This window comes from Achromobacter sp. SLBN-14 (assembly GCF_006715415.1).
Taxonomy (GTDB): domain Bacteria; phylum Pseudomonadota; class Gammaproteobacteria; order Burkholderiales; family Burkholderiaceae_B; genus Achromobacter; species Achromobacter mucicolens.
The window spans coordinates 4,969,770-4,984,358 of sequence record NZ_VFNE01000001.1 but is presented as its reverse complement, the minus strand read 5'-3'; the positions used below and the strand labels follow the sequence as shown (position 1 = coordinate 4,984,358).

Annotated in this window: 13 protein-coding genes; 2 read left to right on the top strand and 11 right to left on the bottom strand. The window is 62.0% G+C overall.

Going from position 1 to position 14,589, the window contains the following annotated elements; genetic code table 11:
* Positions 1 to 36: 36 nt before the first annotated feature.
* The 7 genes from hscB to uvrB all read right to left on the bottom strand — a co-directional run bounded on the left by hscB (position 37) and on the right by uvrB (position 6,091).
* Positions 37 to 549: a Fe-S protein assembly co-chaperone HscB gene (hscB, locus tag FBY20_RS22850; RefSeq protein ID WP_142054742.1), complete on the bottom strand. Its 513-nt coding sequence runs from the start codon at positions 547 to 549 to the stop codon at positions 37 to 39.
* A gap of 3 nt (positions 550 to 552) precedes the next feature.
* Positions 553 to 876: an iron-sulfur cluster assembly protein IscA gene (iscA, locus tag FBY20_RS22845; protein WP_056318874.1), complete on the bottom strand. Its 324-nt coding sequence runs from the start codon at positions 874 to 876 to the stop codon at positions 553 to 555.
* Positions 877 to 878: 2 nt separating this feature from the next.
* On the bottom strand, positions 879 to 1,283 hold the full coding sequence (gene iscU / locus FBY20_RS22840) for a Fe-S cluster assembly scaffold IscU (RefSeq protein ID WP_056318871.1): 405 nt from the start codon (positions 1,281 to 1,283) through the stop codon (positions 879 to 881).
* Positions 1,284 to 1,316: 33 nt separating this feature from the next.
* Positions 1,317 to 2,528: an IscS subfamily cysteine desulfurase gene (locus FBY20_RS22835; RefSeq protein WP_056318868.1), complete on the bottom strand. Its 1,212-nt coding sequence runs from the start codon at positions 2,526 to 2,528 to the stop codon at positions 1,317 to 1,319.
* A gap of 21 nt (positions 2,529 to 2,549) precedes the next feature.
* A complete protein-coding gene (gene iscR / locus FBY20_RS22830; protein ID WP_142054740.1) occupies positions 2,550 to 3,089 on the bottom strand; it encodes a Fe-S cluster assembly transcriptional regulator IscR in 540 nt (179 codons plus the stop codon).
* A 192-nt stretch (positions 3,090 to 3,281) separates the two neighbouring features.
* On the bottom strand, positions 3,282 to 3,773 hold the full coding sequence (locus FBY20_RS22825; protein ID WP_006386176.1) for a low molecular weight protein-tyrosine-phosphatase: 492 nt from the start codon (positions 3,771 to 3,773) through the stop codon (positions 3,282 to 3,284).
* A gap of 251 nt (positions 3,774 to 4,024) precedes the next feature.
* Positions 4,025 to 6,091 (bottom strand): excinuclease ABC subunit UvrB, encoded by a 2,067-nt coding sequence (gene uvrB, locus FBY20_RS22820; RefSeq protein WP_056318862.1) that lies wholly within the window; start codon positions 6,089 to 6,091, stop codon positions 4,025 to 4,027.
* A gap of 75 nt (positions 6,092 to 6,166) precedes the next feature.
* Here uvrB and FBY20_RS22815 point away from each other — a divergent pair, with 75 nt between their 5' ends.
* Positions 6,167 to 7,366: an amino acid aminotransferase gene (locus tag FBY20_RS22815; RefSeq protein ID WP_056318860.1), complete on the top strand. Its 1,200-nt coding sequence runs from the start codon at positions 6,167 to 6,169 to the stop codon at positions 7,364 to 7,366.
* Between the two features lie 146 nt (positions 7,367 to 7,512).
* Positions 7,513 to 8,163, top strand: coding sequence for a transcriptional repressor LexA (gene lexA, locus FBY20_RS22810; RefSeq protein ID WP_056318858.1), 651 nt, complete (start codon positions 7,513 to 7,515; stop codon positions 8,161 to 8,163).
* Between the two features lie 183 nt (positions 8,164 to 8,346).
* Here lexA and lon read toward each other — a convergent pair whose 3' ends face one another.
* From lon to tig, 4 genes are all read right to left on the bottom strand, one after another.
* Entirely contained in the window at positions 8,347 to 10,797 is a 2,451-nt protein-coding gene (gene lon / locus FBY20_RS22805; RefSeq protein WP_056318855.1) for an endopeptidase La, read from the bottom strand.
* Positions 10,798 to 11,055: 258 nt separating this feature from the next.
* Positions 11,056 to 12,354 carry an ATP-dependent Clp protease ATP-binding subunit ClpX gene (gene clpX / locus FBY20_RS22800; RefSeq protein WP_142054738.1) on the bottom strand — a complete coding sequence of 433 codons (1,299 nt, stop codon included), beginning with the start codon at positions 12,352 to 12,354 and terminating at the stop codon, positions 11,056 to 11,058.
* A gap of 102 nt (positions 12,355 to 12,456) precedes the next feature.
* Entirely contained in the window at positions 12,457 to 13,110 is a 654-nt protein-coding gene (gene clpP / locus FBY20_RS22795) for an ATP-dependent Clp endopeptidase proteolytic subunit ClpP (protein ID WP_056318852.1), read from the bottom strand.
* Positions 13,111 to 13,114: 4 nt separating this feature from the next.
* Positions 13,115 to 14,425 carry a trigger factor gene (tig, locus tag FBY20_RS22790; protein WP_056318847.1) on the bottom strand — a complete coding sequence of 437 codons (1,311 nt, stop codon included), beginning with the start codon at positions 14,423 to 14,425 and terminating at the stop codon, positions 13,115 to 13,117.
* Between the last annotated feature and the right edge of the window lie 164 nt (positions 14,426 to 14,589).

The window sequence follows — 14,589 nt, the reverse complement described above, 5'->3', positions numbered from 1 at the left end:
GGCGCCCGTGTCGGGCACGCCCCAGCGCGCCGTTGGCTATCCCGCGGGCTGCACGTTGGCCAGCTCCTGCGCCAGCTTTTCCACGAACATCCATTCCCGCACCTTGCGCCCGGCAGCCGCGTAATCGCGTTCCTCATCCAAGAGGCGCGTCAGCGTGGCTCGCATCTCGGCGCGCGCCGCTTCCAGCTCGGCTTGCAGCGAGTCCAGCACGCCGGCGTCATCGCGCGCATCGTCCAGCATCTCGCGCCAGGTCATCTGCTGCATCAGAAAGGCCGCGTCCATGGACGTGTTGCTTTCCGTCTGAAGGTCCATGCCCGCCTGCTCGCACAGGTAGCGCGCCCGCAGCAGCGGATCCTTCAATTCGCGATATGCCTCGTTGGCGCGGGCGGCCCACTGCATCGCCACGCGGCGCTCCGCAGGGCTGGCCGTCGCGAACCGGTCGGGGTGAACCTTCGCGGCGACGCTGCGCCAGGCGTGTTCAAGCGCCTGGCCGTCCAGGTCGAATCGTGCCGGCAAGCCAAACAGGCTGAAGTGATCGTCACCAGCCAAGACTTACACCGTGAACGACTCGCCGCAGCCGCAGGTCGCCTTCTCGTTGGGGTTGCGGAACTTGAAGCCTTCGTTCAGGCCCTCGCGGGCGTAGTCCAGCTCCGTGCCATCGAGATAGGAAAGGCTCTTGGGGTCAATGAAGACCTTCACGCCAAAACTCTCGAAGACGACATCTTCCGCCTCGACCTCGTCGACATACTCCAACTTGTAGGCCATGCCGGAACAGCCCGTCGTCCTAACGCCGAGCCGCAAGCCGATACCCTTTCCGCGCTTCTGCAAGTAGCGGCCGATATGGGTGGCAGCCTGTTGGGTCAGGGTAACGGACATGATCAGCCCGCCACAGCTTCGGCAGTGGCCGAATGCTTTTCTTTGTAGTTCTGCACCGCGGCCTTGATCGCGTCTTCGGCCAGGATGGAACAGTGCACCTTCACCGGCGGCAGGGCCAGCTCTTCGGCGATCTGCGTGTTGCGGATGCTCATCGCTTGATCCAGCGTCTTGCCCTTGACCCACTCGGTCACGAGCGAGCTGGAAGCGATGGCCGAGCCACAGCCGTAGGTCTTGAAGCGCGCGTCTTCGATCACGCCGGCTTCGTTCACCTTGATCTGCAGCTTCATGACGTCGCCACAGGCCGGCGCGCCGACCATGCCGGTACCCACCGACTCGTCCGACTTGTCGAACGAACCGACGTTGCGGGGATTTTCGTAGTGATCCAGAACTTTGGTGCTGTAAGACATGTTAATTCTCCACGTATTTCGAGGCGCGGGCGCTTAGTGCGCGGCCCACTGCACGGTGTTCAAGTCGATGCCTTCCTTGGCCATTTCCCACAGCGGCGACATATCGCGCAGCTTGCCAACCCGGCTCTTGATCAGTTCGACCGCAAAGTCCACTTCCTTTTCGGTCGTGAATCGACCCAGCGTGAAGCGGATCGAGCTGTGCGCCAACTCATCGTTGCGGCCCAGGGCGCGCAGCACGTACGAGGGCTCCAGGCTGGCGGACGTGCAAGCCGAACCGCTGGACACTGCCAGTTCCTTGATCGCCATGATCAGGGACTCGCCTTCGACGTAATTGAAGCTGACGTTCAGGTTGTGCGGCACGCGCTGGTCCATATCGCCGTTGAGGTAGACCTCTTCGATTTCCGACAGCCCCTTCCAGAGGCGATCGCGCAGCATGCGGATGCGCTCGTTCTCGGTGCCCATTTCTTCGCGGGCCAGACGGAACGCTTCGCCCATGCCGACGATCTGGTGCGTGGCCAGCGTGCCCGAGCGGAAACCGCGCTCATGGCCACCGCCATGCATCTGCGCTTCGATGCGGATACGCGGCTTGCGACGCACATACAGCGCACCGATGCCCTTCGGGCCGTAAGTCTTGTGGGCCGAGAACGACATCAGGTCGACCTTCAGCTTTTGCAGATCGATTTCCACCTTGCCGGTCGCCTGAGCGGCGTCCACATGGAAGATGATGCCCTTTTCGCGGCAGATTTCGCCCAGCGTTTCCACGTCCTGGATCACGCCGATTTCGTTGTTCACCATCATCACCGACACGAGCACGGTGTCGGGACGCAGCGCAGCCTTGAAGACATCCAGGTCGATCAGGCCGTTGTCCTTGACGTTCAGGTACGTGACTTCAAAGCCTTGGCGTTCCAGTTCACGACAGGTGTCGAGCACAGCCTTGTGCTCGGTCTTGACCGTGATGATGTGCTTGCCGCGTTCGGCGTAGAAGTTGGCTGCGCCCTTGATGGCCAGGTTGTCGGATTCGGTGGCTCCAGAGGTCCAGACGATTTCGCGCGGGTCGGCATTGACCAGCTTGGCGACTTCTTCGCGGGCGCGTTCGACGGCCTCTTCGGACTCCCAGCCAAACGCGTGGCTGCGCGAGGCCGGGTTGCCAAAGTTCTCGTACAGCCAGGGCACCATGGCGTCGACGACACGGGGGTCGACAGGCGTCGTGGCCGAATAATCCAGATAGATCGGACGGGTGGTCATTTCTACAACTCCTGATGCTTCTTATACGGAGGCGTTGGCAGCCACAGTCGTGGTCAGGGCGTTGGCGGCGGTCGCGCCTCCCACCCGGTTCACACGCACTGCGCAGGCCTGCGCTTGATTGGTGGCTTCCTGCAATTGGCGCACACGCTGCTGATCAACGAGATCCTGCAGGGACACCGAATCCAGGTAATCCACCATCTTGCGATTCAACGTCGCCCAGAGTTCGTGCGTCATGCACTTGCCCGGCTTGCCGTCGTTGCCGCTCGTACAGTCCCGCTTGCCACCACAGCTGGTCGCATCCAGCGGTTCGTCGACGGCGAAGATGATGTCCGCGACCGTCACGTTGCGCGCCAGACGCGCAAGCGAATAACCGCCGCCCGGGCCGCGGACACTGTCCACGAGCTCGTGACGGCGGAGCTTGCCGAAAAGCTGTTCAAGATACGAAAGCGAAATGTTTTGACGCTGGCTGATGGCCGCAAGAGTGACCGGACCGCTATGCTGCCGCATAGCCAGGTCGATCATGGCAGTCACGGCGAAACGCCCTTTGGTAGTTAGCCGCATGGTGAATTCCCTGTGATTCCGGCAGTGGCCGCCAGCGAATCCAGCGGTCAATACCCGAGTAATTGGCTCAAGTATAGCCTATTCCCGACTAATTTGGTATGGCTCCGGGCTATAAAAAACCGCGCATCTGCGCGGTTTTTCACTGCCTTATACCTGAAGAGCCGCTCTGCGAGCGGCTCCAAGACCATGCAATCAGGCAGCCTGGTACTGGGTAGCGCGCTTGCGGACCAATTCGAGGACGCCCTGACAGGCATCTTCCAGGTAATCCAGAACCTTGCCGAAGCCGTCGGCGCCGCCGTAGTAAGGATCGGGCACGGTGGCTTCTTCGAATTCATTGGCGAAGCGCATCAACAGCATCAGCTTGTGCTGGTATGCCTTGGGGCATTGCTGCTGCATGGCGGACAGATTGTCCCAGTCCATGGCGAGGATCAGATCGAAGTCACGGAAGTCTTCCGCGGTGACCTGACGCGCCTCGCAGTGAGTGATCTCGTAGCCGCGCTTGCGAGCTGCAGCCTGCGCCCGGGCATCAGGCGCCTCGCCAATGTGAAACGCGTGCGTACCCGCGGAGTCGATGCGAACGACATCGCCCAAACCCGCGTCATTCACCAAATGGCGAAACACGCCCTCTGCGCTCGGCGAGCGACAGATATTGCCCATGCAAACGAAAAGTACCTTGGTCATCATGGAAGCAAGTGTGCGGGAAAACCCGAGATAAGGCAAGCTTTTTTTGCGCCCGCGCAATTGACGCAGCGCAAATCAGGGGCCGGCATAACCACAACAAAATCATGGGCTTGCAAGCTTATATTCAGGTAACCACTGAGATGTAAACCCCGCAAAATTCCCGAATGGTTACACCATGATTGCAACGCACCACTTTTTGCAGCCATTCAGGAAACAGTAAGCGTGCAGACATGAATTGAAACATCCATAGCCCGCTACACCGCCCCGTCGAGCAGCACCCGCTGCTTGAGCGCATTGAGCGAATCCCGAGCCGCGGCCGCCTGCTCGAATTCGAGGTTGCGCGCGTGGTCCATCATCAGCTTTTCCAGGCGCTTGATCTCGCGGGCCAGCGCCTTTTCGTCCTTCAGCAGTTCGGCGGGCACTGCGGCCTCCAGCGTGTCATGCTGGGCGGGCGCCACGATGCCGTCGATCAACTCGCGCACGGCCTTCTGCACACCGCGAGCGGTGATGCCGTTGTCGAGGTTGAATTGCAGCTGTTTGGCGCGCCGGCGGGCGGTTTCATCCATGGCGCGCTTCATCGAGTCCGTGATCCGGTCGGCATAGAGGATCGCGTGACCATTGAGGTTGCGCGCCGCGCGGCCGATGGTCTGGATCAGGCTGCGCTCCGAACGCAGGAAGCCTTCCTTGTCGGCGTCCAGAATGGCGACGAGCGACACTTCGGGAATGTCCAGCCCTTCGCGCAGCAGGTTGATGCCCACCAGCACGTCGAACGTGCCCAGGCGCAAGTCGCGCAGGATCTCGACACGCTCGACCGTATCAATGTCCGAGTGCAGGTAGCGCACCTTCACGCCATGCTCGCTCAGGAAGTCGGTCAGGTCTTCGGCCATGCGCTTGGTGAGCGTCGTGACCAGCACGCGATCTCCTTGCGTGACACGCGCCTTGATCTGCCCGAGCAGATCGTCAACCTGCGTGCGGGCGGGCAGCACCTGCACGAGCGGATCGACCAGCCCCGTGGGGCGCACCACCTGCTCCACGACGTTGTCCGCATGTTCTTGTTCGTACGCGGCCGGCGTTGCCGAAACGAACACGCATTGGCGCATCCGCGCTTCGAACTCTTCGAGCTTGAGCGGGCGGTTGTCCAACGCGGACGGCAGACGAAAACCGTACTGCACCAACGTCTCCTTGCGCGACCGGTCTCCGCGATACATGGCGCTAAGCTGGCCGATGGTCACGTGGCTTTCGTCGATGAACATCAGCGCGTCGGACGGCAGGTAGTCGATCAGGGTCGGCGGCGGCTCGCCCGGCGCGGCGCCGGACAGATGGCGCGAGTAGTTCTCGATGCCCTTGCAGAATCCCAGCTCCTGCAGCATCTCCAGATCGAAGCGGGTACGCTGCTCGAGACGCTGCGCCTCGACCAGATGGCCGTCGTCAACGAAGCGCTTGACGCGTTCGCGCAGTTCTTCCTTGATGGTTTCGATGGCGCGCAGCACGGTGTCGCGCGGCGTCACATAGTGCGAACCGGGATAGACAGTGAAGCGCGGCAGTTTCTGGCGGATACGGCCAGTCAGCGGGTCAAACAATTCCAGACTTTCGATTTCGTCGTCGAACAGCGTCACGCGCAACGCGAGCTCGGCGCTTTCCGCCGGGAAGATATCGATGGTTTCGCCCCGCACGCGAAACACCCCGCGCGTGAACTCCGCGTCGTTGCGGGTGTACTGCATGGCGACCAGGCGCGCGAGGATCTCGCGCCGGGCGATCTGGTCCCCCGCACGCAGGATCAGCACCATCGCGTGATAGTCGCCGGGGTTACCGATACCGTAGATGCAGGACACGGTGCCCACGATGATCGTGTCGCGGCGCTCTAGCAGGCTCTTGGTGGCCGACAGCCGCATCTGCTCAATGTGTTCGTTGATGGACGAATCCTTCTCAATGAACAGGTCGCGCGTCGGCACGTAGGCCTCGGGCTGATAGTAGTCGTAGTAAGAAACGAAGTACTCGACCGCGTTCTTCGGGAAGAACTCGCGCATTTCGGCGTAGAGCTGCGCGGCCAGCGTCTTGTTGGGCGCAAGCACCAGCGCCGGACGGCCCATGCGAGCAATGACGTTGGCCATGGTGTACGTCTTGCCCGACCCGGTCACCCCCAAAAGCGTCTGGTACATGAGGCCGTCTTCGACACCCTGGGTCAGCCCTGCGATGGCCGTGGGCTGGTCTCCCGCCGGCGGATAGGGTTGGTAGAGATGAAACGGGCTGTCAGGGAAATCGACGAATCCCGGACCTGCGGCGGGAGCCCCCGCGCTTGGGTCTATTGCGCTCTTAGGCATGCTAGACTGTTCCAGGGTAAACCCCCCATTATCCACAGCACCTCGTACTGCGTCCACCCACCTCATCAGAGTCCCATGAGCACCCTTTTCGATTCCGTCGAGCTCGCGCCGCGCGACCCCATTCTTGGTCTGAACGAACAATACAACGCGGATACCCGCCCCGGTAAAGTGAACCTGGGCGTGGGCGTGTATTACGATGATCAGGGACGGATCCCGCTCCTGGGCGCAGTGCGCAAGGCCGAAACCGCCCGCATCGAAGCCGCTGCCGCCCGCGGTTATCTGCCGATCGAAGGCATTGCCGGCTATAACGCCGGTGCGCAGGCCCTGCTCCTGGGCAAGGACTCCGCGCTGGCCGCCGCCGGCCGCGTGCTGACCACGCAAGCCCTGGGCGGCACCGGCGCCCTGAAGATCGGCGCCGACTTCCTGCGCCAGCTGTTGCCGGGCTCGAAGGTGCTGATCAGCGATCCCAGCTGGGAAAACCACCGCGCGCTGTTCGAACGCGCCGGCTTTGAAGTCGGCACGTACGCCTACTACGACGCCGCCACCCGTGGCCTGAACTTCGAAGCCATGCTGGCCGACCTGAAGGCCGCGCCCGCCAAGACCATCGTCGTGCTGCACGCATGCTGCCACAACCCCACCGGCGCTGACCCCACCGCCGACCAGTGGAAGCAGATCGCCGCCGTCGTGAAGGAAAACAACCTGGTCCCGTTCCTGGACATCGCCTACCAAGGGTTCGGCGACGGCCTCAAGGAAGACGCTGCAGTCGTGCGCCTGTTCGCCGACATGGACATGACCATGTTCATCAGCTCATCGTTCTCGAAGTCGTTCTCGCTGTACGGCGAGCGCGTCGGCGCGCTGACCGTTGTCGCCGGCAGCAAGGACGAAGCCACGCGCGTGCTGAGCCAGCTCAAGCGCGTCATCCGCACCAACTACTCCAACCCGCCCACGCACGGCGGCACGGTCGTCTCGACGGTGCTGAACACGCCCGAGCTGTTTGCCCTGTGGGAAGAAGAACTGGCCGGCATGCGTGATCGCATCCGCCTGATGCGTGCTCAACTGGTCGACAAGATCAAGGAACACGGCGGCAAGCAGGACTTCAGCTTCGTGCTCAAGCAACGCGGCATGTTCTCGTACTCGGGCCTGTCCGCCGCCCAAGTGGACCGCCTGCGCGAAGAACACGGCGTCTACGCCGTGTCCAGCGGCCGCATCTGCGTGGCCGCGCTGAACAGCGGCAACATCGACAAGGTGGCAGCCGGCATCGCAGCCGTGCTGTGAATCACGTCGGCGGTACGCCGTCAGCAGTCAAAACGGGACCTTCGGGTCCCGTTTTTGTTGGCATCGTGCCCCGCTTGCTTTTTTGCGCTACGTCCCCCAGAATGGCGCTGTATATATGTACAGTCCGCTCACACCGGATCATCGCCATGGCCAGCAAACTCACGGATCGCCAACAACAAATCCTGGACCTCATCAGGCAAACGGTCGCGCGCACCGGCTTTCCGCCGACCCGCGCCGAAATTGCCCAGGCCTTGGGTTTTCGCTCTCCCAACGCCGCAGAAGACCACCTCAAGGCTTTGGCACGCAAGGGGGCCATCGAACTCACGGCCGGTGCCTCACGCGGCATCCGGCTCAAAGATGCCGCCGCCGCGCCGGTGCAATCGTCGCTTCCCATCCCCGCCCTCGCCCAGCTTCTCCTGCCACTGGTCGGCCGCGTGGCAGCTGGCAGCCCCATCCTTGCAGCCGAGCACGTCGAGCGCGAAGTTGGCGTGGATCCCAGCCTTTTCGCCCAAGCCCCCGACTACCTGCTCAAGGTGCGCGGCATGAGCATGCGCGACGCGGGCATCCTCGAAGGCGATCTGCTGGCCGTCAAGAAGGCGTCTGAAGCGCGCAATGGCCAAATCGTGGTGGCCCGTCTGGGCGACGACGTCACGGTCAAGCGCCTCCAACGCCAGAACGGCCATATCGAACTGCTGCCTGAAAACCCCGACTTCGAAACGATCGTGGTTAACGCCGATCAGGAATTTGCGCTGGAAGGCATTGCGGTGGGTCTCATCCGCACTCAACCGCTGCACTAGGCTGCAGTCCTCTGGCGGGCGCCCCCCCCCACCCCACCCGGCCAAACTGGCAGGCAAGCCCACCAAAAAGAAAACCCCGCTCATGAGAGCGGGGTTTTTTGCTTTCGGGCGTCAACAAGGCCTGGTGACGCCTTTCGGCTTCGGGCACCCTCTTTCGAGGGCGCCCCGGCGTTCAAGACGCCATCAGTGCTTCATCACCGGGTCGGTCGAGCCAGGTTCCGCAGGTTTGGCAACCAACGGCTCCTTTACGGCTTCTTCCTCGGCCAGGGGCTCCGGCAGACGCTCCAAGGCCAGTTCCAGCACCTTGTCGATCCAGCGGACCGGCACGATCTCAAGGTGGTTCTTGACGTTATCCGGGATTTCCGCCAAGTCCTTGACGTTTTCTTCCGGGATCAGAACCGTCTTGATACCGCCGCGGTGGGCCGCCAGCAGCTTTTCCTTCAGGCCGCCGATCGGCAGGACTTCACCACGCAGCGTGATCTCGCCCGTCATGGCGACGTCGGCGCGCACCGGGATGCGCGACAGCGCCGAGACCATGGCGGTGGTGATCGCAATACCCGCGGACGGACCGTCCTTGGGCGTCGCGCCTTCCGGCACGTGCACGTGCATATCGTGCTTTTCGAAGACGCTATCGGCAAAGCCCAGACGGCGAGCCCGCGAACGCACAACCGTGCGCGCCGCCTCGACCGACTCTTTCATCACATCGCCGAGCGAGCCCGTGCGCTGGATGACGCCCTTGCCGGGCATGTCCGCGACTTCGATCGTCAGCAGGTCGCCGCCGACTTCTGTCCACGCCAGGCCGGTCACCTGGCCGATCTGGTTTTCCTTTTCGGCCATGCCGAACGCGTAGCGGCGCACGCCCAGGTAGTCGCTGAGGTTGTCGGCCGTGACGTTGACCGCCTTGACCTCCGGCGTCTTGCCCTCGGCCTTGGCGCGATCGCTTTGGGTCAGCAATTGCTTGATGACCTTGCGGCAGATCTTGCCGACTTCGCGTTCGAGTGCACGGACACCGGCTTCGCGGGTGTAGTAGCGCACGATATCGCGCAGCGCGCTGTCGTCCACGGTCAGCTCGGTATCCTTCACGCCGTTGTTCTTCATCAGCTTGGGCAGCAGATGGTCGCGGGCAATGTGGATCTTTTCTTCCTCGGTGTAACCCGACAGGCGGATCACTTCCATGCGGTCCAGCAGCGCCGGCGGAATGTTCAGCGTGTTGCTGGTCGCCACGAACATGACGTCCGACAGATCGAAATCGACCTCGATGTAGTGGTCCTGGAACGTATGGTTCTGTTCCGGATCCAGCACTTCGAGCAAGGCCGACGAGGGATCGCCGCGGAAATCCATGCCCAGCTTGTCGATTTCATCAAGCAGGAACAGGGGATTGCGCACGCCGACCTTCGACATGTTCTGCACGATCTTGCCGGGCATGGAACCGATATACGTACGGCGGTGGCCGCGGATCTCGGCCTCGTCACGGACGCCGCCCAGGGCCATGCGCACGAACTTGCGGTTCGTGGCCTTGGCGATCGACTGACCCAGCGAGGTCTTGCCGACGCCCGGAGGGCCGACCAGGCACAGGATCGGCGCCTTCACCTTGTCCACGCGCTGTTGCACGGCAAGATACTCGAGGATCCGTTCCTTGACCTTTTCGAGACCGTAGTGGTCGTTGTCCAGCACCGTTTCGGCGTTGCTGATCGAGTTGTTGATCTTGCTCTTCTTTCTCCAGGGGAGATTGATGAGCGTATCGATGTAGTTGCGCACCACCGTGGCTTCGGCCGACATGGGCGACATGAGCTTGAGCTTCTTGAGCTCGGCATCGGCCTTCTTGCGCGCCTCTTTGGGCATGTGGGCAGCGATGATCTTCTTTTCAAGCTCTTCGATGTCCGCGCCCTCTTCGCCTTCGCCCAGCTCTTTCTGAATGGCCTTGACCTGCTCATTCAGGTAGTAGTCGCGCTGGCTCTTTTCCATCTGCTTCTTCACGCGGCCGCGAATCCGCTTCTCGACCTGGAGGATGTCGATTTCGGTTTCGAGTTGCGTGAGCAGACCTTCGAGGCGCTCGGAGGTGCCCGTGATCTCGAGCATCTTCTGCTTCTGCTCGAGCTTCAGGGGAAGATGCGCGGCGATCGTGTCAGCCAGGCGGCCAGCATCGTCGATGCCAGCCAGCGAGGTGAGGATCTCGGGCGGGATCTTCTTGTTGAGTTTTACGTATTGCTCGAACTGCGCAACGATGGCGCGGCGCAAGGCTTCGGTTTCGGAGCCCTGCATGGCGTCCGGTTCGATTGGCGACACCTGGCAGGTGAAGTGCGAATCGGCGTCTTCGATGGAGTTGATGCGGGCGCGCTGCGTACCCTCGACCAGCACCTTTACGGTGCCGTCAGGCAGCTTGAGCATCTGCAGGATGCCGGCGACGCAGCCGATCTCGTAGACGTCTTCAGGCGTGGGGTCATCTTTGCCGGCGGACTTTTGGGCCACCAGCATGATGCTTTTGCCCGCTTCCATCGCGACCTCGAGCGCGCGGATGGAGCGCGGTCGGCCGACGAACAGCGGGATGACCATGTGCGGGAACACTACGACATCGCGCAGCGGCAGCAGGGGAAGGTCGATCGGGTCGGAAGGCAGGGTCTGGCTGGCAGACATATGAGGTTCCTCGGTATGACTCGGCGTATGGGGACGGGGCACCCGGGTAATACCCGAGCAAACTCGTCAATTACGTCTGTTATGGGAACAATAGCCGAAAATTCAAGATCTCGGCCGCCTGGATCACCAAAAGGCCCCAAAAAGGCCCTGGAACCGCCTTCAGTATGCGGCCATGACGGGCGGCTGAAAAGTGCGATCGGGGATGTAGGCGCGCCCTAGGTAAAAAAACCCGTTACGAGAACGGGCTTTTTTGAAATATCAGGCGGCGGCGTCGCGGACTTCTCCGCGCTCCGACTTCTCTGGCGCGGCATTTTCATCCGCGTAGATCAGCAGGGGCTTGCCCTCGCCTTCGATGGCGTTTTCGTCGAGGACCACGCGCTTGACGTTGCCCTGGGAAGGCAGGTCATACATGGTGTCGAGCAGTGCCTGTTCGATGATGGAACGCAGGCCGCGGGCCCCCGTCTTGCGGCGCAGCGCCTTGCGGGCGATGGCCTTGAGCGCAGCCGGGCGCACGTCGAGCTCGGCGCCTTCCATGGCGAACAGCTTTTGGAACTGCTTGAGCAAGGCGTTCTTGGGTTCGGTCAGGATCTGGACCAGTGCGGCTTCGTCCAGCTCGTCCAGCGTCGCGACCACGGGCAGACGACCGACCAGTTCGGGAATGAGACCGAACTTGATGAGGTCTTCGGGTTCCACTTCGGAGAAGAGTTCGCCCACACCGCGTTCAGACTTGGCACGTACCGACGCCGAAAAGCCGATACCCGACTTTTCAGTACGGTCACGGATGACCTTTTCCAGCCCGTCGAAGGCGCCGCCGACGATGAACAGGATGTTGGTGGTGTCGACCTGGACGAAGTCCTGGTTCGGATGCTTGCGGCCGCCCTGCGGGGGAACCGACGCCACCGTGCCTTCGATCAGCTTGAGCAGGGCCTGTTGCACGCCCTCGCCCGACACGTCGCGCGTGATGGACGGGTTGTCGGACTTGCGCGAGATCTTGTCGATCTCGTCGATGTAGATGATGGCGCGCTGGGCCTTTTCGACTTCATAGTTGCAGTTCTGCAGCAACTTCTGAATGATGTTTTCGACGTCTTCACCCACGTAGCCCGCTTCGGTCAGCGTGGTGGCGTCGGCCATGACGAAAGGCACGTTCAGCATGCGAGCCAGCGTCTGGGCCAGGAGCGTCTTGCCGGAGCCGGTGGGCCCGATCAGCATGATGTTGCTCTTGGAGAGCTCGACTTCGTCGCCCTTGATCTCGCCGTGGCGAATGCGCTTGTAGTGGTTGTAGACGGCCACGGCCAGCATGCGCTTGGGTGACGTTTGCCCAATAACGTACTGGTCGAGGAAAGTCTTGATTTCAGCCGGAGTGGGCAGCTCGGAACGAATCGCCGCGCGCGCGGTTGCCTGCGCCTCTTCGCGGATGATGTCGTTGCACAAGTCGATGCATTCATCGCAGATGAATACCGACGGACCCGCGATCAGCTTGCGGACTTCGTGCTGGCTTTTATTGCAAAACGAGCAATGCAGCACCTTAGCGTCTGCCGATCCCTTTTTTTCAGGCATATTTCTTTCGTATCTCAGGTAAAGATGCGCCAGGCCGGGTACATGGCCTAGCGCATGCGCTTACTCAAACATGATGGCAGCGGGTCTGGATCAACCGGGAAGTCAGCCTTCGGACCGGGAGGCCATGACCTTGTCCACCAGTCCATACGATACCGCATCTTCGGCCGACATGAAGTTGTCACGTTCCGTATCCAGCTCGATGCGCTCCATGCTCTGCCCGGTGTTGTGGGCCAGGATGCGGTTCAAGCGCTCGCGCAGGTCCAGGATTTCGCGAGCCTGGATCTGGATGTCGGAGGCCTGCCCTTGGGCGCCGCCCGAGGGCTGGTGGATCATGATGCGCGAGTTGGGCAGGGTGAAACGCTTGCCCTTCTTGCCAGCCGCCAAGAGGAACGCACCCATGCTGGCCGCAAGGCCGGTGCACAGGGTGGACACGTCCGGCTTGACGAACTGCATGGTGTCAAAAATGGCCATTCCCGCGTACACCGACCCGCCGGGCGAGTTGATGTACAGGGAAATGTCCTTGTCAGGATTCTCCGATTCCAGGAACAGCAACTGAGCCACGACCAGGTTGGCCGTGGCGTCGTTCACCGGTCCCACCAGGAAAATGAGCCGTTCGCGGAGCAGACGCGAATAGATGTCGTAGGCGCGCTCGCCGCGCCCCGACTGCTCGATCACCATGGGAATGTAGCCCAGGCCGGTGGGGGTCACCGAAGACCCGCCATTCATTGCCGCATAGAAATCGGTGAATCTCTGCATAGTGTTACGCCATCCCCATCAACTGATCGAAAGGCACCTTTTCGTCGGTGACCTTGGCCTTTTCCAACACGTGCGCGACGACGTTGTCTTCCAGCACGATAGCCTCGATTTCAGCACGACGCTGGCGGTCTGCCAGGTAATAGCTGACAACCTGGGCGGGTTGTTCGTAGTTCTGGGCGAATTCTTCGATGCGCGCGCGGACCTGTTCCGGCTTGGCTTGCAGCTGAGCTTGCTTGACCAGTTCGGAGACCAGCAGGCCCAGGCGGACACGGCGCTCGGATTCGGTCGAGAAGGCTTCGGCCGGGATCGGCACGGATTCGGCATTGGGCACGCCGCGCTGCTTCAGTTCTTCGCGGGCAGCGGAGATACGGCCTTGCACGTCGTTGTCGACCAGGGCCTTCGGCACGTCGAACTTGCCGGCTTCGACCAGGGCGTCCATGACGCTGGACTTGGTGCGGCCTTGCGAACGGACCTTCACTTCGCGCTCGATGTTGCTGCGGATGTCGGCCTTGAGCTTTTCGACGTCACCTTCGGCTTGGCCGAGCGACTTGGCGAATTCGCTGTTCAGTTCGGGCAGGACGCCTTCAGCCACTTCCTTGATGGTGATGGTGAATTCGGCGGTCTTGCCGGCAACTTCCACGCCTTGGTAGTCATCGGGGAACTTGAGCTGGAAAACCTTGGTTTCGCCAGCCTTCAGGCCACGCGCGGCTTCTTCGAATTCCGGCAGCATGCGGCCTTGGCCGAGCACGAACGGGAAGTCTTCGGCCTTGCCGCCTTCGAACGGCACGCCGTCGATGGTGCCGGCAAAGTCCAGCGTCACGCGATCGCCGTCGGCGCTGGCGCGGCCTTCACGGGCTTCGAACGTGGCGCGTTGCTTGCGCAGCACATCCAGCGTCTGCTGAACTTCAGCATCGGTGACGGCGGTTTCGTAGCGGGTGACGGCCAGGGCGGACAGGTCCGGCACGGCGACTTCCGGGTAGACCTCGAACGTGGCGGTGAACGCCAGCGTGTCGTCGGAAACGCCTTCCGTCTTGGGCTCGAGGTTCGGGGCGCCGGCGACGCGCAGCTTGGCGCCGTCGATGGCTTGTTCAAAGGCACGGCCAACTTGGCTATTGATCACGTCGTAGCGGATGCTGGGACCATGGCTGCGCTCGAGCATGGCGAGCGGCGCCTTGCCCGGACGGAAGCCGGGGACCTTGGCGGTCCGAGCCACGCGCTTCAATTGCGCCTGGACTTCCTTTTCGACGTCGGCCACCGAGACGGCCAGATCAACACGGCGCTCCAGGCCGGAGAGGGTTTCAACCACAGGCTGCATTAAAAGACCTATTTTCCGAGAGATGAGATTACGGGCGGATAAACGCGGCATTTTACCGGAAACTTCCGGAACCCTGACGCAAAGGGGCGCGAGCCCCGGATTTGCCCGGATGCTCGCGCCCCGTTTATCGCCCAAAAAGCGAGGATCGACGCCTGGCTCAGAGG